This window comes from Paraburkholderia kirstenboschensis, from assembly GCF_032806925.1.
Lineage (GTDB): Bacteria > Pseudomonadota > Gammaproteobacteria > Burkholderiales > Burkholderiaceae > Paraburkholderia > Paraburkholderia kirstenboschensis.
Window position 1 is genome coordinate 2,297,223 of record NZ_CP136512.1, and the last position, 17,203, is coordinate 2,314,425.

General features: G+C 62.5%; 19 protein-coding genes. 11 read left to right on the forward strand and 8 right to left on the reverse strand.

Features of this window, described 5'->3' with window-relative positions; genetic code table 11:
* Positions 1–150: 150 nt before the first annotated feature.
* From RW095_RS19155 to RW095_RS19175, 5 genes are all read right to left on the reverse strand, one after another.
* Positions 151–870: a CDP-diacylglycerol diphosphatase gene (locus tag RW095_RS19155; protein WP_317019896.1), complete on the reverse strand. Its 720-nt coding sequence runs from the start codon at positions 868–870 to the stop codon at positions 151–153.
* Positions 871–1,035: 165 nt separating this feature from the next.
* Positions 1,036–2,490: an indoleacetamide hydrolase gene (gene iaaH / locus RW095_RS19160; RefSeq protein WP_317017648.1), complete on the reverse strand. Its 1,455-nt coding sequence runs from the start codon at positions 2,488–2,490 to the stop codon at positions 1,036–1,038.
* Between the two features lie 14 nt (positions 2,491–2,504).
* Positions 2,505–3,422, reverse strand: a complete 918-nt coding sequence (locus RW095_RS19165; protein ID WP_317017649.1) for a ferritin-like domain-containing protein — start codon at positions 3,420–3,422, stop codon at positions 2,505–2,507.
* Positions 3,423–3,532: 110 nt separating this feature from the next.
* Complete coding sequence (locus RW095_RS19170) at positions 3,533–3,748, reverse strand: transcriptional regulator (protein WP_128592439.1); 216 nt, start codon at positions 3,746–3,748, stop codon at positions 3,533–3,535.
* A gap of 327 nt (positions 3,749–4,075) precedes the next feature.
* Positions 4,076–4,735 (reverse strand): NADPH-dependent FMN reductase, encoded by a 660-nt coding sequence (locus tag RW095_RS19175; RefSeq protein ID WP_317017651.1) that lies wholly within the window; start codon positions 4,733–4,735, stop codon positions 4,076–4,078.
* A gap of 449 nt (positions 4,736–5,184) precedes the next feature.
* Here RW095_RS19175 and RW095_RS19180 point away from each other — a divergent pair, with 449 nt between their 5' ends.
* Both RW095_RS19180 and RW095_RS19185 read left to right on the forward strand, forming a co-directional pair.
* The gene (locus RW095_RS19180) at positions 5,185–5,865 is read left to right on the forward strand and encodes a J domain-containing protein (protein WP_317017652.1); all 681 of its coding nucleotides are present in this window, start codon (positions 5,185–5,187) and stop codon (positions 5,863–5,865) included.
* A 10-nt stretch (positions 5,866–5,875) separates the two neighbouring features.
* Positions 5,876–6,523: an arsenate reductase/protein-tyrosine-phosphatase family protein gene (locus RW095_RS19185; RefSeq protein ID WP_394365100.1), complete on the forward strand. Its 648-nt coding sequence runs from the start codon at positions 5,876–5,878 to the stop codon at positions 6,521–6,523.
* Positions 6,524–6,551: 28 nt separating this feature from the next.
* Here RW095_RS19185 and RW095_RS19190 read toward each other — a convergent pair whose 3' ends face one another.
* A complete protein-coding gene (locus RW095_RS19190; RefSeq protein ID WP_317017654.1) occupies positions 6,552–6,878 on the reverse strand; it encodes an H-NS histone family protein in 327 nt (108 codons plus the stop codon).
* A 618-nt stretch (positions 6,879–7,496) separates the two neighbouring features.
* On the opposite strand from RW095_RS19190, the gene RW095_RS19195 reads away from it, so the two are divergent.
* Complete coding sequence (locus RW095_RS19195; protein WP_317017655.1) at positions 7,497–7,805, forward strand: hypothetical protein; 309 nt, start codon at positions 7,497–7,499, stop codon at positions 7,803–7,805.
* 55 nt (positions 7,806–7,860) lie between these two features.
* Here the strand turns inward: RW095_RS19195 and RW095_RS19200 are convergent, their stop codons facing one another.
* Positions 7,861–8,133, reverse strand: a complete 273-nt coding sequence (locus tag RW095_RS19200; protein WP_128585708.1) for a hypothetical protein — start codon at positions 8,131–8,133, stop codon at positions 7,861–7,863.
* Between the two features lie 354 nt (positions 8,134–8,487).
* Here RW095_RS19200 and RW095_RS19205 point away from each other — a divergent pair, with 354 nt between their 5' ends.
* The 6 genes from RW095_RS19205 (at position 8,488) to RW095_RS19230 (ending at position 14,776) form a co-directional block, all read left to right on the forward strand.
* Positions 8,488–9,750 carry an MFS transporter gene (locus RW095_RS19205; RefSeq protein WP_317017658.1) on the forward strand — a complete coding sequence of 421 codons (1,263 nt, stop codon included), beginning with the start codon at positions 8,488–8,490 and terminating at the stop codon, positions 9,748–9,750.
* A gap of 169 nt (positions 9,751–9,919) precedes the next feature.
* A complete protein-coding gene (locus RW095_RS19210) occupies positions 9,920–10,264 on the forward strand; it encodes a hypothetical protein (RefSeq protein WP_317017659.1) in 345 nt (114 codons plus the stop codon).
* Positions 10,265–10,529: 265 nt separating this feature from the next.
* Positions 10,530–11,282 carry an SDR family NAD(P)-dependent oxidoreductase gene (locus RW095_RS19215; protein WP_317017661.1) on the forward strand — a complete coding sequence of 251 codons (753 nt, stop codon included), beginning with the start codon at positions 10,530–10,532 and terminating at the stop codon, positions 11,280–11,282.
* 113 nt (positions 11,283–11,395) lie between these two features.
* Positions 11,396–12,724: an MFS transporter gene (locus RW095_RS19220; protein ID WP_317017662.1), complete on the forward strand. Its 1,329-nt coding sequence runs from the start codon at positions 11,396–11,398 to the stop codon at positions 12,722–12,724.
* A 50-nt stretch (positions 12,725–12,774) separates the two neighbouring features.
* Entirely contained in the window at positions 12,775–13,953 is a 1,179-nt protein-coding gene (rhmD, locus tag RW095_RS19225) for an L-rhamnonate dehydratase (protein WP_317017664.1), read from the forward strand.
* A 40-nt stretch (positions 13,954–13,993) separates the two neighbouring features.
* Positions 13,994–14,776: an SDR family NAD(P)-dependent oxidoreductase gene (locus tag RW095_RS19230; RefSeq protein ID WP_317017666.1), complete on the forward strand. Its 783-nt coding sequence runs from the start codon at positions 13,994–13,996 to the stop codon at positions 14,774–14,776.
* A gap of 15 nt (positions 14,777–14,791) precedes the next feature.
* Here the strand turns inward: RW095_RS19230 and RW095_RS19235 are convergent, their stop codons facing one another.
* Positions 14,792–15,787 (reverse strand): LysR family transcriptional regulator, encoded by a 996-nt coding sequence (locus RW095_RS19235; RefSeq protein WP_317017667.1) that lies wholly within the window; start codon positions 15,785–15,787, stop codon positions 14,792–14,794.
* Between the two features lie 127 nt (positions 15,788–15,914).
* Between RW095_RS19235 and RW095_RS19240 the strand changes: the two genes are divergently transcribed.
* Both RW095_RS19240 and RW095_RS19245 read left to right on the forward strand, forming a co-directional pair.
* The gene (locus tag RW095_RS19240; protein ID WP_317017669.1) at positions 15,915–16,238 is read left to right on the forward strand and encodes an L-rhamnose mutarotase; all 324 of its coding nucleotides are present in this window, start codon (positions 15,915–15,917) and stop codon (positions 16,236–16,238) included.
* A gap of 42 nt (positions 16,239–16,280) precedes the next feature.
* On the forward strand, positions 16,281–17,174 hold the full coding sequence (locus RW095_RS19245) for an amidohydrolase family protein (RefSeq protein WP_317017670.1): 894 nt from the start codon (positions 16,281–16,283) through the stop codon (positions 17,172–17,174).
* Positions 17,175–17,203: the final 29 nt, after the last annotated feature.

Below are 17,203 nucleotides of genomic sequence, written 5' to 3' on the forward strand. Positions count from 1 at the left end.
ACAGCGCTCCGTCTATGGCCTTGCCGGAGCTGTTCCGCCACAGGGACCGCCGATGCCTATGCGCATGCACGAGATGTCCTCTCGAACCCGCGGCCAATCTTCAATGACGCGGTCGCTTCTGACGCAGCGCGTGTCGAGACCTGGTTGCTGCTATGAAGCGTCGGCGACGTGGCATGAGTGATCGAGAAGACCTTCGGCGGACCCGCTGCCATTGTCCGCGTCGAGGCCGCTATTCACGACCAGCCAGCCGTCTTTGTCGGCCGATGGTCCCGCACCGGTCACAAGGATGGTTTGCATCGCCATTGCGTCGGCGTTACGGTTGTCGCGCGAAACAAGACGAAACGGATCGCTCGTGCCGCTCAGCGCGGTGATTCGCATGATCCGGTAACGGCTGCCGTCGAGCGTGTCCCAATGCCATTCGCCGGGCGCATCTTTCGCGTGGCGCGCGAGCGCGTCGCTGATATCGCGGCGCATGCAGTCAATATGAATATGCAACTGGTTTTGCGTTCGGCGGAATTGGGAGTTGATTTCGAGCCCCAACTGATCGTCGCGCAGCGTCCGCTTGACCGAGCGATTCACGTAGTCGCGTGAGGCCCACGCGTCGGCCCAATAGCTCGGCGCATGTGGCGCGAGCACGAGCGGACTTTCAATGCCGCTGACACGGTCTGTCGGGATCAGCAGATACTGCGAGCGGCCGACGATATCCTTCAGGATTGCATAGCGTTTGTCGAGATCCACCAACGTGCATTGACCGGGCGTGCCGGTCGCCTGTTGCGAAGGCACGCAGCGCATATCCACGATCTTCCATAACGCATTCGAATCGACGGCCGCAAGACGCGCGCATCCGGCGGCGGCAAGCGCGATGCCCAGCGCCGCGACGACGCGCCGGAAGGAACTCGTGCGATTCTCCGTTGGTCGGCGACCGTCAGATCCGAAGACTCGATGCGTATTTTCAGGTGTTTTTATCGGCGCGTGAGCACGCGCATGATCATGAGCGTGAGCCCGGGTCATTTCTATCGGCATGTTTTATCTGTCTTAAAGCACAGGCGGCGGCAATGCGCCCAATAATTGTTCGAACGCCACGCCGATTGCGAGCAGGCGTCTGTCGCTGCCAAGCGGCCCATCCAGTTCGAGACCGACCGGCAAACCGTATGCGCTCATTCCCGCGGGCAACGACAGTCCGGGAATGCCGGACGTGCTGGCCGGATCGGTGTTGCGCAGGAACGCCTCCATCGTATCGACGGGCGGCGCGCCGTCGATCGAGACCGTCGACGAACCGTTGATCTCGTCGATCGGCACCGCAGCGAGCCGTGTGGTGGGGAACAGCAGCGCATCGAGACGTTCGTCGGCGAAAGTCGCGGCGATATAGGCCTGCAGCAACGGCCGCCAGTGATTGAGCGCCGCCTCATAGTGCGAGTCGAGCGAGCCCGCGAGCACCGCGTCGTAAATCGCACGGACATCGGGGCTCGCGATGCGAGCCGCCAGTTCGCCGACGGACTGCACCGGCGCCTGGTTGGCGGCGAGCCAGGCGTTCACATCGCCGCGCGCTTCGTGAATAGCGATTGGGCCGCTGACCATGCCGTTCAGGTGGTTGAGTTCGCTCATCGCCACCGGCACGAACACAACGCCCGCTGCTTCGAGCCGTTTCAGCGCGGCGCGTGCAACGTCCTCGACCTGCCGCTCCAGACCGTCCCACAGCGGCGCCGGCAAGCCGATGCGCAAGCCGTTCAGCGCGACGGCGGGCAACGGACCCGCGCCGGTAATCACGCCGTCGAGCAGCGCGATATCGGCTACGCTGCGCGCCATCGGCCCGACGGTGTCGCGGGTATGGCTGATCGGCACCACGGCATCGGGGTCGTGATAGCGCCGCTCGCCGCCGCCATTGCCAACCGACGGACGAAAGCCCGCGGTGCCGGTCAGCGCGGCGGGAATGCGTGTGGAACCGCCGGTATCAGTGCCGAGGCCCGCGGGCGCGATGCGCGCAGCAATCGCCACCGCCGTGCCGCCCGACGAGCCTCCCGGAATCAGCGCGGGATCGTACGGATTGCGCACCGGCCGCGCATGCGTCGCGAGATTGGTACTCGTGATGCCGAACGCGAGCTCGTGCATGTTGGCCTTGCCGAGAATGATCGCCCCGGCGTCGATGAGCCGCTGCACCGAAGGCGCGTTGGTGTTCGGCACAAAACCTTCCAGGGCGGGCGTGCCTGCCGACGTCTGCAGTCCCACGGTATTGATGTTGTCCTTGACGACGATCGGCAATCCGGCAAGCGGCAGTTGCGCCCTGGCCGCTGCGGGCAGCGCGTCGATGCGCCGGCCGGCGGCGAGCGCGCCGTCGAGATCGATCACGGTCAGCGCGTTGAGCGTGCCGAGCGACGCCGCTCGCGCGAGAAGTGTCGCGACGTAGTCCGTTGCTTTGAGCCCGCCCGACTGGATCGCTGCGACGGCGTCGGTTGCACTCAACGCAAGCTGTTCATCGACGGTCCAGGTCATGGACGCGCTCCTTGTCATGCAGTGCCCGTTCGGCGCGAACGTTTGATGAAGCGCAACGCGAATCGCGCGAGCGCGGGCACGAGCCGCGGACGCAGCAGCCGCACGTCGTAGCCGCTCATGCGGCGGTCGTTTTCCGCGAGGCATAGTTCGATCAGCTCGGGTGTTTCGAGCCCTTTGCCGATCACGCTGCTGTTCGCGGGCAGGAAGTTCGAGTCGTGCGCGACGCCGTTCGCGTCGATGCCTCTCGCGATCGCCACGCGCTCCCAGATCAGCACGGCCCATATCGCGGCCACGCGCAACGCATGCCACGGCCTGCGCCATAGCGGCATGTTATGTCGATGCCACGCGACCCAGTTGACGAAAAACAGAATGTGGCGTGCTTCTTCCTGAATCACGGGCTCGAAAGTTTCGACGAGCGCTTCGGGAAAATAGCCTGACTGCTGCGCGGCGCGGAAGAGGCCGAACGCGAAGAAACTGTCGATGCACTCGCTGTAGCCCGTGCGCATCCATGCCCATTCGGGATCGCGCGGCGGCGGGTAGTGCGGCTCGGGCGCGATCTCGATGCCGTATGCCGCAATCAGCTTTGCGAGCACGCGTTTGTGACGGGCCTCTTCGTCGCCGTCCATCGTGATGGCTTCGCGCAGCAGCGGGTCGCTCAGTTGCGCGGCGTAGGTGTGAACGTCGATCGACGCGCGGCCTTCGGTCTGCACCGCGATGTCCCAGATGGGCAGCGAGCAGAGCCGTTCGAGCGCATCCGGCGACAGCGCAGGCCAGTTGATCACGGCGGGTTTGTAGGGGTCGTGAGTCTCGAGCAACATGCGGCAGAACATGTGCTTGTGCGTCTCGGAGCCGACCTTCACGCGGGCGGTGCCGGTGAAGGCCCAGTGGCGCAGGTTGTGGTCGTCGGCTACATCTATCAATGTGTCGGACATGGCAAGCGTACAGAGAGCGAACTCGATGTGTCGCCTATTCTGTCACATTGCCCCGAGATACAGCGCTTGACTGCACCGCCGACGGCAACTCATCGTGCGTCACCGCAAGGTCACTGCTGATTATCGACCCACATGCGTCCCCAGCGAAACGCGTAGGCAAGCGCGTGTTCTTCGTCGAAGAAATAGTCGAGCGCATCGAAACAATACGCCTGGCTACGGCTCGCGCTGGCTTTTTCGATGGTCAGGTTGGCGGCGAACAGCCCATTGGGCAAACGTTGCACGGCCGGTGCGACTTCGTAGCCCTTGTAGCGGATATGTGAATTCATAGTGGTGGCAGTGAAGATGCCCGCGTGTGTTGCAAGGAGCCGGTGAATATGACGCCACGCGTTCGAGTAGGCATCAGGCGGCGGATGAGTCGGCGGGCAGGCTCAAGCGTAGGCCGCACTGAAGGGCCCGTGAACCAATCATTCGTCGGAAGCAAATCAGCGGATGCCCGGAACGCTTGTCGAAAGATCGGGTAACGGCATGTCTGCCGGGTTCGGACACACTATCGCGCGCGCAGCGTTATTAGTCTGTTATGTGGCGCACGGTTCGTGCGAGCGCGAGCGCCCCGGATCCGCGAATGCGGCCCGGGGGCGTCGTAGACAAGGGTTTTAAACCGCGTGCAGCAGACGCGCGGGTTGCACTTGCTGCAGGGAGGTGCCCGATGCATTCGGGCTTGCCGCGCGATGCGCGTTGAACGCCAGCGCGAATTGCGCGGCTTGCTGGCCGACGGTGGCGAGTTGATCGACCACCTTTGCGTCGGAACAGGTGTCGACACTGTCAAAGCGCGTTTCGAGCGTGTTGATGCCGGCGCCGAATGGCGTCGGCCAGCCGCGCAACGCGTGCACGATCGAGCGCAGAGAAGTCAGCACGGAACCCGCGGCCTGCCAGCCATAGGCGGTAACGAGGCAGCCGACCGCGCGGCCATCCAGGTACGGACGCTCGTCGGCGCGTAGTTCTTCCAGCGTGTCGAGCGCGTTCTTGACGAGACCCGAGACGCCGCCGTGATAGCCCGGCGTCGCGATGATCAGCGCGTCGGCGTGGCGCACGGCTTCGATCAGTTCGAGCTGTTCGTCGGTGCGTTCGCTGTGTTCCGGCGCGTAATGCGGCAGGCTATGCAGGAACGTGCCGCCGAACAGCCGGGTGGTGGCACCCGCCGCCTGGGCGCCGCGCAACGCAAAGCCGAGCGCGCGCTCGGTCGACGAGGCCGCCCGCGTCGTGCCGCCAATGCCGACAACGAGCGGCCGGCGGTTATGGTCGAAACTGGTCAACGAAATGCTCCTTCGGTAGCGGATCACCGCGCTCTCGCGCGAGTCCGCGCTGAGGCGGGCCCGGCTAAACCGGACTTTGAAGCACCATCTTAATGAGCGCGGCGCCCCGCGCGAAGCGACTTTTTGTTCTAACCATATAACCGCGAGGCGTGAGCGCGGGGCGCCGCGCGGGTTGATTGCGTCGATTGCACTGGATTGCGCGCACGTGAGCGTCCCCGATAAGCATATGGCGAACAATTGTTTGGAAGCGCAAGTGGTGGCCGTTATGATCGAAGCGTCTCCTCCATGACACTCCTTGACATGGGACTCGGCCTCGCCACTTTGGTGGCGGGGTTTTTTTTTGTCCGCCGGTTTCGCGCCGCGTGTAGACGCCGCGTGTTCACGTTCCGCCCGTTTCTCGCGTGCTACGATGGTCCGCGACACGATATCCGGCGAGGTCGAGCAGGCAAATGGCAACCCTTTATGACACCCTCGGCGTGCCCATGCACGCCACCGGCGAAGAAATCAAGCGCGCGTACCGCAAGGCCGCGATGAAGTGGCATCCCGACCGTAACGTGGGTTGCGAAGAAGTTGCGCGCGCCACCTTCCAGGAGATCCGCGACGCCTATGCGATTCTCTCCGACGCCCAGCAGCGCAAGGTGTACGACGCCGTCTACGCCGAGCAGATGCGGGAATGGGAGGCGCAGCGCGCGCGCCATCAACAGGCGCAAGCAGAGCGCGAGGCGGCGGCGCGCGCGGCGAACGAGGCGGCTTACGCCAGGATGGTTGCACTAGCAATGCGTTTCGCCGACGAAGGTCATAACCGCGATGTTCTGTTCGGCGTACTGCTCGGGCGAGAATGCGATCCGGCGCGGGCCGCGCAGATTGCGGACAGCGTAGCGGCGTTACAGGCTTCGCGGCGCGAGACCGCTGCAAATGGAACGACTGCCGAGGCCGCGCCCGCCGAAGCGAGCGCCGACAGGTCATTTGAACCGGCAGCGGCGGGCCTTCATAGGGAAGAAACTGCCAATCGCGACGCGCATGCCGCTCGCGCAGCTCACGGCAAACGCGAGGAAGCCGCAGGCGAAACGAATACAGCCGGCGGCTTGGGCGGGCTGTGGTTTCAGTTTCTCAATGGGCTGAAGTTCTGACTATGCGGCCTTGCTCGTCGTCTTTTGGGAGCGCTTCCAGGGCAATTCCCGTAGCGCGCGGAATAAAGACATCGTAGTGTCACGGGGGCGCAAGACTCAGCGGGCACAATCGCGCATAGAAGATACAAAAACAGAGTACGGGGTAAGCGTGACCAGGAAATATAAAGTGCTGTTTCTCTGCCGCGAGAATTCAGCACGCAGCATCATGGCAGAAGCTTTGCTGCGGGAACTGGCTGGGCACCGGTTCGAGGCATTCAGCGCGGGTCCGGAACCGGCCCTGCGGATCCATCCATTGACGGTGGCGCAATTGCGGCCCGGCGTTTCGGACCTTGGCGTGCTATGCCCGAAAAGCTGGCTTGAATTTACCGGCGAATGGGCGCCCCGCATGGACCTCGTGGTCGCGCTCGACGCGAGCGTTGCGCCTCCGCATGCGCCGGCCTTTCCGGGAGATCCCGAGCTCTCTGCCTGGCATTTCGCCGATCCGCTCGCCGACGGTATATCCGAGTCAGAGCGCGTTCGGCTATTTCAAAAGGTGTTCTGGCAAATCGTGCGTCAGTTAAGCGCCTTTATTGAAGCGCCGCAAGATGCGCTGCTGTCGCGAGCGACGTCGGCCCGCGGTGCGCGCCCTCGTGCACCGGCCAATTTGCCCAACCTGTAATGTGTGGCGATAGCGCGGCGCTGGCCGCTCAGTGGTCGTTCGGGCGCGCGAGCGGACTGCCTGCAAATGGATCGTTTTTCCAGTCGACGCGCTTTTTCGGCTGCGGCGCGGGTGCGGGCGGAGCCGATAATTCAAAATGGTCGATTGATTGGCCTGCGCTGATTGCCTGCTTGAGCCACTGAGGCATTTCCCCCTGGCCGTCCCAGCTGTCTCCTGTCGCGCTGCGGTAGCGTGCGCTCTTTTGCGCGGCAGGTTCGGATGCTAGCAGGGCGGCAAGGTCTTCGGGTCTGATGCCAAACTCTTCCATGCGATGGCGGAGATACGCAATCATGCTATCTCGCTTCCTTTCGTCCATAAGATATTAGTCCTTCTAAAGCGTCCAGCGTTCTGTCAAATGCAGATTGCGAGGAAAACCCGCGAGAGCTTCGAGTCCATTTAAATGGCGCCGGTCCGCGGTGAGGTTATTAATCGAAATTGGAAAAAACGATGATGACGATGCACTGATTTGGGCGGCTGGTCTCGCGTCCACGCACTGTCTTACGACGGCGTTTTGCGCGCGGCCCTTTCTTGTGGTTGTGACAGCATCATAACGCACTGCGCGCGCAATGCACGCACCGTTTTAACTGATTTTGTCGCATTTGAACGCTCATGCGGAGGTTGTCCGCTCCGCCCCCAGTATTGTTCAGCGGTTCTGCCGGTCAGTTTGAATTCCGTGGCGGCCGAACTATAAAAGAATAGCGGAGAGAACAATCCGTGTTTTCCAGCCTGAGGCGCCTGATCCGGCAATGTACTAGCGCATCCGGCGCCGGCCAGGGCGCGGGAGACTCGTTGCTGGTTGCATTCTACGAGTCGACGCAGCAGGCCCGCGTCACACTGGCACTTGCGTCGGCCTCCATCGGCCGGATGGCTTTTTACGCAGATAGATTATTGGGGAGGGACGATACTGCTGCGCCGGATTCAAGGAGTCTGGACCATGAAACTACGTTTATTGATGGCGTTGGTAAGCGCCGTTCTTTTCCTCGCGCCGCGAGCCGCGAGCGCCGACGACGCGGCAAATCAGCCGGGCACGGGCTCATCCGCCGGCCACAGGCTGATGCAGCATGCGAACGAATCGGCACAGGCAACGACCGACATGTCGCTGATTGAACCTGCCGCAACAGCCTCGCAGCCGGTTCAGAACGTCTCTTATGGCGGCACAGCGGCGGGGCGGTCCGAAGCGGGAGGGCGGCAAAATATGCCCTGTTCCAGCGGGCCGCAATGCAGGATTTACTTCGGTCAGTAAGGCTTCGGGTACGTCGAGGCGATGCGCTTAGTGCCGCACCGCCTCGCGCTTGCGTTCATGCCAGCGCGGGTTGCGCGGTCGTGTTCTCGGAGCTTTCGACGATGCGGCTCACCATTGCCTCTGCCCCCGGCCCCTGCATCGCGGCGCGTTCCCCAAAGCGGCGGAATTCGTCCAGCAACGAACGCCACGACGAATGCCAGCGCGTTTCCTTGATGCATGTACCCGACGGATCGGCGATCCGCAGTACGCCGTTGTCGGGATAGAAGGTCAGGGTGACTGGCATGCCGTCGATGACGCAGGTCGCGGTGCAGGGGCGGGTGCTAACCATGTTCGAAGTCCTTTGAGTGAGCGATGAGTGCACTGGGTGCTGTCCGCGTTTTCAGCAAGCACCATGCCCACGTTTCCATGCGTCGCGCGTCGTATGAAGGTTGAACGCGCAACGATGCTGAATACCCCCACCAACGACTGCAATTTTTCGCAGTGTCCAGCGAACGATTTAATACGATGTTAAGGTGTGTTCCGTTCAGCATGCCCCCACCGCTTCGTCGATCGAATTCGAGAGCAGGCCAATACGGCCTGCTTTTTTACTCATGCCGTACAGCCTCGAGTCGATCCTCGAGGGTGATTGGCATTGTGCAGCCGCTCCAATCCCATTCGTTGTTAATAACTCGCAAACAATACTATGTTAAGAGAAGATAATCTGCCGACGAGCGCCGTCGCGCCCGACGATGCGCCATCGTCGTCGCTACGTTCGTGGCTCGCAGTCGTGGCCGTTGCAATCGGCGCCTTTGCGTTCGTGACCACGGAATTTTTGCCGGTCGGCCTGTTGCCACGCATCGCGGCGGATCTCGGCGTGTCTCCCGGCACGGCCGGCTTAATGGTCACCGTGCCCGGCGTCATTGCCGCGATCTCGGCGCCTGGCTTGATGCTGGTCGCCGGCCGCATGGATCGGCGGCTCGTGTTTCTGTTACTCACAGCCTTATTGCTCGCGTCGAATCTGATTTCCGCGTTTGCGCCGAACTTCGGTTTGATGCTGGTGGGCCGCGCATTGCTCGGCGCCGCGCTGGGCGGTTTCTGGACACTCGCGACTGCGGCGTCCGGGCGTCTCGTGCTGCCGAAAGATTCGGCCCGCGCAATGGCCACCATTCTCACCGGCGTCACCTGTGCAACGGTGATCGGCGTGCCGCTCGGAACCTTCATTGCCAGCTTCGCGTCGTGGCGCGCGTCGTTCATGGCAACGGGCGGCCTCGTCGCGGCTGCGCTCATCGCGCAGTTCGTGTTCGTGCCGTCCTTGCCGTCGAGCGCCGCATTGCGTCTGCACGACCTGGTTTCGCTGCTGCGCAGGCCCTATCCGCGCAGGAGCATGATGATGGTTGGACTCGTGTTCGGCGCGCATTTCTCGTCGTACACGTACATCACGCCGTTCCTGCTGCGCAATGCAAATCTGACGATGGCGACCGTTACCTGGCTGTTGCTCGGCTTCGGCATCATCGGGTTCTTCTCGAACTTCGCGGTTTCGTCGACGGTCACGCGCAGCCTGAAAGTCTCGCTCGGCGCAATGATCTCGCTGCTGATGTTCGCGCTCATTCTGCTGCCCATGTTGCAGCATTCGTCGATTGGCGTCGTCGCGCTCGTACTCGCGTGGGGCGTTTCTTTCGGTGCGTTGCCGCTATGCTTCAGCATCTGGATTCAGCAAGCGACGCCCGACTCACCGGAAGCCGGCTCCGCGCTGTTCGTGAGCATCATTCAGGTGGCGATCGCGGTGGGCTCGCTGATTGGCGGTATCGTGGTCGACCAGGTGGGCATTTCCACCGACTTTTTATTCGGCAGCGGGCTGGCGTTGCTTGGCCTGGCGGCGCTCGTGAGCTTCGGCAGAAGCAGCGCGGGCAAACTCGCGCCGAAAGCGGTAGCTTGCGCGGAGTGCAGTGCGGCGTGTGGCGACTAGTCACGCATCCGGATCGGCGGGCGTCGACGCGGGTATTGATTTTCAAGCGCGCGCCCGCAGTTTCGTTTGCTGACTATCCATACGCCTGACATGCCCGGCGAGTGCTGACGAATGAAGCACAAGCCAAAAGCAAGCGAAAGCCAGGCCTCACGCAGGCAAAGACAAGCGGATGACAAACACCGAATCGACACAACCCTCTGCCACGCGCGCGGAACTGCTGTGCTTCCTGGTAGCGATCGCAGCGGCCTCTTATGCACTGAGTGCCGAATGGCGCGTGGATCACGTCGTCCAATGCTGCCGCCAGTGGCTCACGAAAAACGACATGAGCATGCACTGGCTCGAGCGCGTGAGGATCGGGCAACTCGCTTTGAAGATCGCGAGCCGGGACCTGAAGGACGCGGGCGTGGCCGTCCGACTGTCGAATGTGCAGGCGCTCTTCACGAGCGAAATGGAACTGAACGAAGCGAGCACAATGGTTCAGCGAATGATGGCGCTTTGCCAGGAAGCGCTCTGATGTGGCCTTATTGATGTAGGGTCGCGACGCCCGTCGCGGCCAGGCATCGCAGTTGCAGCAACCCTTCTCGCATTCCGTTCCCCAGAAGTCGTTCCCTTGGCGCTTGCCTGTCCGCCGCCACATCTCGATCCGCTTTTGTTATCGACCTTTCCAATTCTCGGATTGTTGAGGCATCGCGTCGCTCGTATATTGGCGTGAAGCGCAACACGGACGCTAACGGCTACAACAACTTGGGCGCGCGTCAACCGTGCGACAGGAGACACAAATGAATCGAATTGATCTGGAAGGACGCGTTGTCGCCATTACGGGCGGCGCTCGCGGCATCGGCTACGCGGTGGCGCAACGGGCGCTGCAATCTTGCGCGTCGGTCGCGCTATGGGATGTCGATGCCGAACGTCTCGCGCGCAGTCAGCGTGAGCTCAGCGAACTCGGCAAAGTGACAGCGGTGACGGTCGAACTCACGCAGGAAGCGGCTGTGGCGCAGGCTGTCGAGCAGACCGTCGCCGATCACGGCGCGATCGACGTACTGGTCAACTGCGCGGGCATCACCGGCGGCAACGGCACCACATGGGAGCTGGATCCGGACGTATGGCGCCGCGTGATCGACGTGAACCTGATCGGCCCGTACCTCACGTGCCGCGCGGTCGTTCCGCAGATGCTGAAGCAGGGCTATGGACGGATCGTGAACATCGCGTCGGTGGCGGGCAAGGAGGGCAACCCGAACGCCTCGCATTACAGCGCGTCGAAGGCGGGGCTTATCGGCCTCACAAAATCGCTCGGCAAGGAACTCGCGACGAAGAACATTCTCGTCAACGCGGTCACGCCCGCTGCCGCCAAGACCGAGATTTTCGATTCGATGTCGCAGCAGCACATCGACTACATGCTCTCGAAGATTCCGATGAACCGCTTCCTGCTGCCCGAGGAAGCGGCGTCGCTGATTCTTTGGCTTGCATCCGAGGACTGCGCGTTCAGCACGGGTTCGGTATTCGACCTGTCGGGCGGACGCGCGACTTATTGAGCATTCGCGCGGGGCGTCGCCTGCCTGTACGACGCCCGGAACATCCGGGCCGCAAGCAGCACGATACACAAGAACCGCGTAGCCGCCAACGCGAGCTACGCGAAGGAGACGACATGGACCCGCATGCGAGCGCTTCACTGGAAGCGATCAACAGCAAGGTAATGCGCCGGCTGTTGCCGTTCCTGCTGCTGATGTACGTGCTGGCGTTTCTCGACCGCGCGAACATCGGCTTCGCGCAAAAAGCGCTGCAACACGACACGGGGCTCTCGAACGCAGCGTTCGCATTCGGCGCGGGCGTGTTCTTTGTCGGCTATGCATTGTTCGAAGTGCCAAGTAATCTGCTGCTGCATCGCGTCGGCGCGCGTGCCTGGATGTGCCGCATCATGGTCACATGGGGACTCGTATCCGCAGCAATGTGTCTCGCTCACACCGCCACGACGTTCTACACGCTGCGCTTCTTGCTGGGCGTTGCCGAAGCCGGCTTTTTCCCCGGCGTCATCTATTACCTGACGCACTGGTTTCCTCAGCGTGCGCGCGCGCGGGCCGTCGGCATGTTTTATTTCGGCGCACCGTTGGCGTTTATTTTCGGCAGTCCGTTGTCGGGCTCGCTGCTCGAACTGAATGGGGCGCTCGGCCTTACAGGCTGGCAGTGGCTTTTTCTCGTCGAAGGCATTCTGGCAACGCTCGTCGGCGTGTGGGCGTTCTGGTATCTCGACAATCGTCCGGAAAACGCCCGCTGGCTCAACGCTCAGGAACGCGCGAGCCTGCGCTCGGCTCTGGACGAAGACGCGCGCGCGGCGTCCGCTCATGGGCCGCATCGCCTTCTCGCCGCATTGGTGGATCGTCGCGTGCTGCTGCTCTCGCTGATCTATCTGCTGATTCAAATGAGCGTGTACGGCGTGATCTTTTATCTGCCGCAACAAGTCGCTGCTCTGCTCGGCACGACGGTGGGATTTCATGTCGGTCTCGTCGCCGCATTGCCGTGGCTGTGCGCGCTCGTGGTGACCTGGTATGTGCCGCGCCGCGCGGATCGCACGGGCGGACACCGGCTCTGGGCGTCGGCATTGCTCGTCGTCGCAGGTCTTGGCATCGGCGTGTCGGGCCTTGCTCATATCCCTGCGATTGGGCTCATTGCGTTGTGTTGCGCGGCAAGCGGCTTCATCGCGGCGCAACCGCTTTTCTGGACCTTCCCGACACGCCTGCTAACCGGTGCGGCCGCCGCGGGCGGCATCGCGCTGATCAACTCGCTCGGCAGCCTTGGCGGGTTTATCGCGCCCAGCTTGCGCACGGCGGCTGAACGCGCGTTTTCCTCGACATCTGCGGGACTGGTCGTGCTGGGCGCGTCCAGTTTGATCGCCGCGCTCCTGATCGGCACGCTGCTGCGTCGCGACGGCGCACAGGCGCCCGGCAAAATCCACGACTTGCTGCACCGCGCCCGCTAAGGGCGCATTTCCGGCGACACGTTCGACGCCTATCACGGAGCCCCTCTCTCATGGCCATGCCTACTATCCGGCACGTGCGTGCCTTCATCGTCCGCGGCGGCGGAGCCGACTATCACGATCAGCCCGGCGGACACTGGATCGACGATCACATCTCCACGCCGATGGCGCGCTATCCCGAGTATCGCCAGAGCCGCCAGTCGTTCGGCATCAACGTGCTCGGCACGCTGGTGGTCGAAATAGAAGCAAGCGACGGCACGGTCGGCTTCGCGGTGACGACGGGCGGCGAAATAGGCGCGTTCATCGTTGAGAAACACCTCGCGCGTTTCCTTGAAGGTCAGCTCGTGACCGACATCGAGAAGATGTGGGATCAGATGTATTACGCCACGCTTTACTACGGGCGCAAAGGCGTGGTTCTTAATACGATTTCCGGCGTCGATCTCGCCTTGTGGGATCTGCTCGCGAAGGTGCGCAAGGAGCCTGTGTATCAGCTATTGGGCGGTCCCGTGCGCGACGAACTCGTGTTCTATGCGACCGGCGCACGTCCCGATCTTGCGAAGGAGATGGGTTTTATCGGCGGAAAACTGCCGTTGCAGCATAGCCCGGCAGAAGGGGAAGCCGGGCTCAAACTCAACCTCGAAAAGCTCGCGGACATGCGCAGCCGCGTGGGCGACGACTTCTGGCTGATGTACGACTGCTGGATGAGTCTCGACGTGCCGTATGCAACGCGCCTTGCGCAGGCCGCGCACGAGTACGGACTCAAATGGATCGAAGAGTGCCTGTCGCCGGACGACTACTGGGGTTACGCCGAACTGCGCCGCAACGTGCCGCGCGGCATGATGGTGTCCACGGGCGAACATGAGGCGACGCGTTGGGGCTTTCGCATGCTGCTCGAAATGCAATGCTGCGATCTGATTCAACCGGACGTGGGCTGGTGTGGCGGCATTACCGAGTTGATCAAGATCTCGGCACTTGCGGATGCTCATAACGTGATGGTCGTGCCGCATGGCTCGTCGGTGTATAGCTACCATTTTGTCGTCACGCGTCATAACTCGCCTTTCTCCGAGTTCCTGATGATGGCGGCCAAGGCCGACGAAGTGGTGCCGATGTTCACGCCGCTTCTGCTCGACGAACCGGTGCCCGTGAATGGGCGAATGAAGGTGCCGGACACACCGGGCTTCGGCGTGCGGCTCAATCCGGAATGTGCGCTGGTGCGGCCTTATCCGCGTTGATGGTCGCCGTATTCCGGATTACTCAGCCAAGGAGAATCACGTGCTGCTCAAGGACAAGGTCGTGATCGTCACCGGCGGCTCGCGCGGCATTGGCCGCGCGATAGCCGTCGCGTGTGCAACGGAAGGCGCGGATGTGGCGATCAACTACTGGGGCGATAACGACGCGTCGTACGGACGCCGCTCCGCGGTCGGCGAAGTGGTCGAGGAGATCCAGGCGCTCGGGCGGCGCGTGATCGCAATTGAAGGCGACGTTGCCGCGCGCGAAACGGGTCAACAACTGGTGCGCTACACTGTCGAAGCCTTCGGCAAGGTCGACGTGCTTGCGAGCAACGCGGGTATCTGTCCGTTCCATGCGTTTCTCGACATGCCGGCCGAAGTGCTGGAGTCGACAGTCGCTGTCAATCTGAACGGCGCGTTCTACGTCACGCAAGCGGCCGCGCAGCAGATGAAAGCGCAAGGCACGGGCGGGGCGATCGTGGCGACCAGTTCGATCAGCGCGCTAGTGGGCGGCGGCATGCAGACGCATTACACGCCGACCAAAGCAGGCGTTCATTCGCTGATGCAGTCATGCGCGGTTGCGTTGGGACCGTACGGCATCCGCTGCAATTCGGTCATGCCCGGCACGATCGCGACAGATCTGAACGCCGAAGATCTGGCCGACGAATCAAAGAAGGCCTACTTCGAGAAGCGCATTCCACTGGGCCGGCTGGGCCGTCCAGAAGACGTGGCCGAATGCGTGGTGTTCCTCGCGTCCGACCGCGCTCGCTATGTGACGGGCGCGGCGCTGCTGGTCGACGGCGGCCTGTTCGTCAATCTGCAATGACGCGCGATGCGCAATTCAACTGACCTGTGCGGAAGCAACAGCGGCTGGCGTGGACGCAGCGGTGTCCTCGCGTGCGAAAAGCCGCGAAAAGCCACGCAGCAGTTCGATGAAGCGCAGCGCGGGTTCGGCGAGCGCTTCTTCCTTGCGCGTGAGAATGCCGAAGCCCGCAAGGCTCTTGCCGATTTCGAGCGGCAGCGCGACGAGCAGCTTGCCGCGCAAATGATCGCGCACTACCGACTCCGGCAGCATCGCCACCGCATCGTAGTTTTCCAGCAACTGCAGTGTGGCGAAGATCGACGCGCATTCGGTGAGGTTGACCGGCGTGGCGAGTCCCGCACGCGCGAGTTCTTCCTCGAACAGCACGCGGGCCGGACTGCTCACCGGCTGCGCAACCCAAGGCCAGTCGATCAGTTCGCGCAGCGTCATGCGCGTGCGGCTCGCAAGCGGATGCACCGAGCGCACGACGAGCAGCAAGGTCTCGCGCGCGAGCGGTTCGAAACTGAAATCGTTGTGCTGCAACGGACTCGTCAGGCGTCCAAGCGCAAGGTCGACTTCGCGGCGATGCAGCAACTGCACGACCTGGTCGCTGGTCTCGCCGAGAATGCGCACGTTCAGCAGGGGGCTTTCGGTTTTCAGCGCGGCGACTGCCATTGCCATCAGATCGGGCGCCGCGCCCATGATCGCGCCAACGGTCAATTGCCCATGCCCGCCGCGTCGTTTGACTTCGAGGTCTTCGGCGAAACGCGTCAGTTCGGCGAGCGCACGCCGTGCGTAGGCCAGCGTGACGACGCCGAGCGGCGTGGGCGTCATGCCGCGCGCGTTGCGCTCGAACAGCAGAAAGCCGAACGCTTCTTCGATATCGCCCAGCATGCGGCTTGCGCTCGGCTGCGCGACGTTCACCGCTTCAGCGGCCTGGTGGAGATTGCGTGCATCGTCTAGCGCGACGAGCAGCGCGAGGTGCTTGAACTTGAGCCGATTGACGAGTGCGACGGTTGCTGAGAGTTGGCTCATGGTTCCGGTGCGATTCGGTTTGTGGATCGCCCAATCCCAACAACGGATTGAGATGCTATCGACGCACGAATTATAGTCTTTGAAGGCGCCTCGCCGCGAAGGCGCCAATAACGACGAGACAGCCGCCATGGAGACAATCGCTTTCCGGATGGTGCTCAACCCCGGCATGCGCGAGGAGTACGAGCGCCGTCACGCAGAGATCTGGCCAGAACTCGTTGACGCGCTGCACAACGCCGGCATCCGCGAGTACCGAATCTTCTTCGATCCCGGCACCGACCACCTGTTCGCCGTGCTCACGCGAACCACGCATCACACGATGGACGCGCTCCCTGAACTCGAAGTCATGCGCAAATGGTGGGATTACATGGCCGACATCATGCATACAGCGCCGGACCACACGCCGCATCAGCAACCGCTCGAACAGGTGTTTCGTCTGAGTTCGCTCGGCTGACGTTCACGCCGACTTTCACGCCTGAAACGACGGAGGCATCGCATGCAGGTTGTCGATTCGCATATTCACTTGTGGGACCTGAAGACGCATCGCTATCCGTGGCTGCAAAACCCTGGCGTGTCGTTCGTTGGCGATGCGCGCGAGCTGAAGCACGACTATCTGCTCGCCGATCTGCTCGGCGAAGCCGGGGATATCGATGTGAAGAAAGTCGTGCATGTGGAAGCGAATCACGATCCCGCCGACCCCGTTGAGGAAACGCGCTGGCTGCAGTCCGTTGCGGATCGTCATGAATCGCGCGGCATGCCGAACGCGATTGTCGCCGCGGTGGATCTGTCTTCAGCGGATGCGCCCGCGTTGCTCGAAGCGCATGCGTCGTTCGCGAATACGCGTGGTGTCCGGCAGATTCTCAACGTGCACGAGAACAGGCTGTTCGATTATGTGGGCCGCCATTTCATGCGCGAGCCGCAATGGCGTGAGAACTTCGCATTGCTGCGCCGTTACGACATGTCGTTCGACCTGCAGCTGTACCCGTCGCAAATGGAAGAGGCCGCGGCGTTGGCGCGCGCGCACGGCGACACGCTGTTCGCCGTCAATCATGCTGGCATGTTCGTGGATCGCGACAGCGTCGCCGGTTATCGGGCATGGCGCGACGGCATGCGCATGCTGGCGGGTTGCCGGAACGTCTGCGTGAAGATCAGCGGACTTGCGATGTTCGATCATCAGTGGACAGTGGAAAGCTTGCGGCCCTACGTGCTCGAAACGATCGACACGTTTGGAGTTGAGCGCGCAATGTTCGCGTCGAACTTTCCTGTCGATCGTTTGTTCGGCTCCTACGCGGGTTTGTGGCACGCGTACGCAACGATTGTCGAAGGTGCGAGCGCTGCGGAGGAAGAGGCGCTCTTTTGCAGTAACGCGGAGCGTTTCTATCGCATCTGAAGCGGGCCGCGTGGACTCGAGCAAGCCGC

Bases quoted from the DNA above. Each gene is read 5' to 3' on its own strand.
- iaaH (WP_317017648.1), bottom strand. From the start codon at position 2,490: ATGACCTGGACCGTCGATGAACAGCTTGCGTTGAGTGCAACCGACGCC.
- RW095_RS19165 (WP_317017649.1), bottom strand. From the start codon at position 3,422: ATGTCCGACACATTGATAGATGTAGCCGACGACCACAACCTGCGCCAC.
- RW095_RS19170 (WP_128592439.1), bottom strand. From the start codon at position 3,748: ATGAATTCACATATCCGCTACAAGGGCTACGAAGTCGCACCGGCCGTG.
- RW095_RS19180 (WP_317017652.1), top strand. From the start codon at position 5,185: ATGGCAACCCTTTATGACACCCTCGGCGTGCCCATGCACGCCACCGGC.
- RW095_RS19190 (WP_317017654.1), bottom strand. From the start codon at position 6,878: ATGGACGAAAGGAAGCGAGATAGCATGATTGCGTATCTCCGCCATCGC.
- RW095_RS19195 (WP_317017655.1), top strand. From the start codon at position 7,497: ATGAAACTACGTTTATTGATGGCGTTGGTAAGCGCCGTTCTTTTCCTC.
- RW095_RS19200 (WP_128585708.1), bottom strand. From the start codon at position 8,133: ATGGTTAGCACCCGCCCCTGCACCGCGACCTGCGTCATCGACGGCATG.
- RW095_RS19205 (WP_317017658.1), top strand. From the start codon at position 8,488: ATGTTAAGAGAAGATAATCTGCCGACGAGCGCCGTCGCGCCCGACGAT.
- RW095_RS19210 (WP_317017659.1), top strand. From the start codon at position 9,920: ATGACAAACACCGAATCGACACAACCCTCTGCCACGCGCGCGGAACTG.
- RW095_RS19215 (WP_317017661.1), top strand. From the start codon at position 10,530: ATGAATCGAATTGATCTGGAAGGACGCGTTGTCGCCATTACGGGCGGC.
- RW095_RS19220 (WP_317017662.1), top strand. From the start codon at position 11,396: ATGGACCCGCATGCGAGCGCTTCACTGGAAGCGATCAACAGCAAGGTA.
- rhmD (WP_317017664.1), top strand. From the start codon at position 12,775: ATGGCCATGCCTACTATCCGGCACGTGCGTGCCTTCATCGTCCGCGGC.
- RW095_RS19235 (WP_317017667.1), bottom strand. From the start codon at position 15,787: ATGAGCCAACTCTCAGCAACCGTCGCACTCGTCAATCGGCTCAAGTTC.
- RW095_RS19240 (WP_317017669.1), top strand. From the start codon at position 15,915: ATGGAGACAATCGCTTTCCGGATGGTGCTCAACCCCGGCATGCGCGAG.
- RW095_RS19245 (WP_317017670.1), top strand. From the start codon at position 16,281: ATGCAGGTTGTCGATTCGCATATTCACTTGTGGGACCTGAAGACGCAT.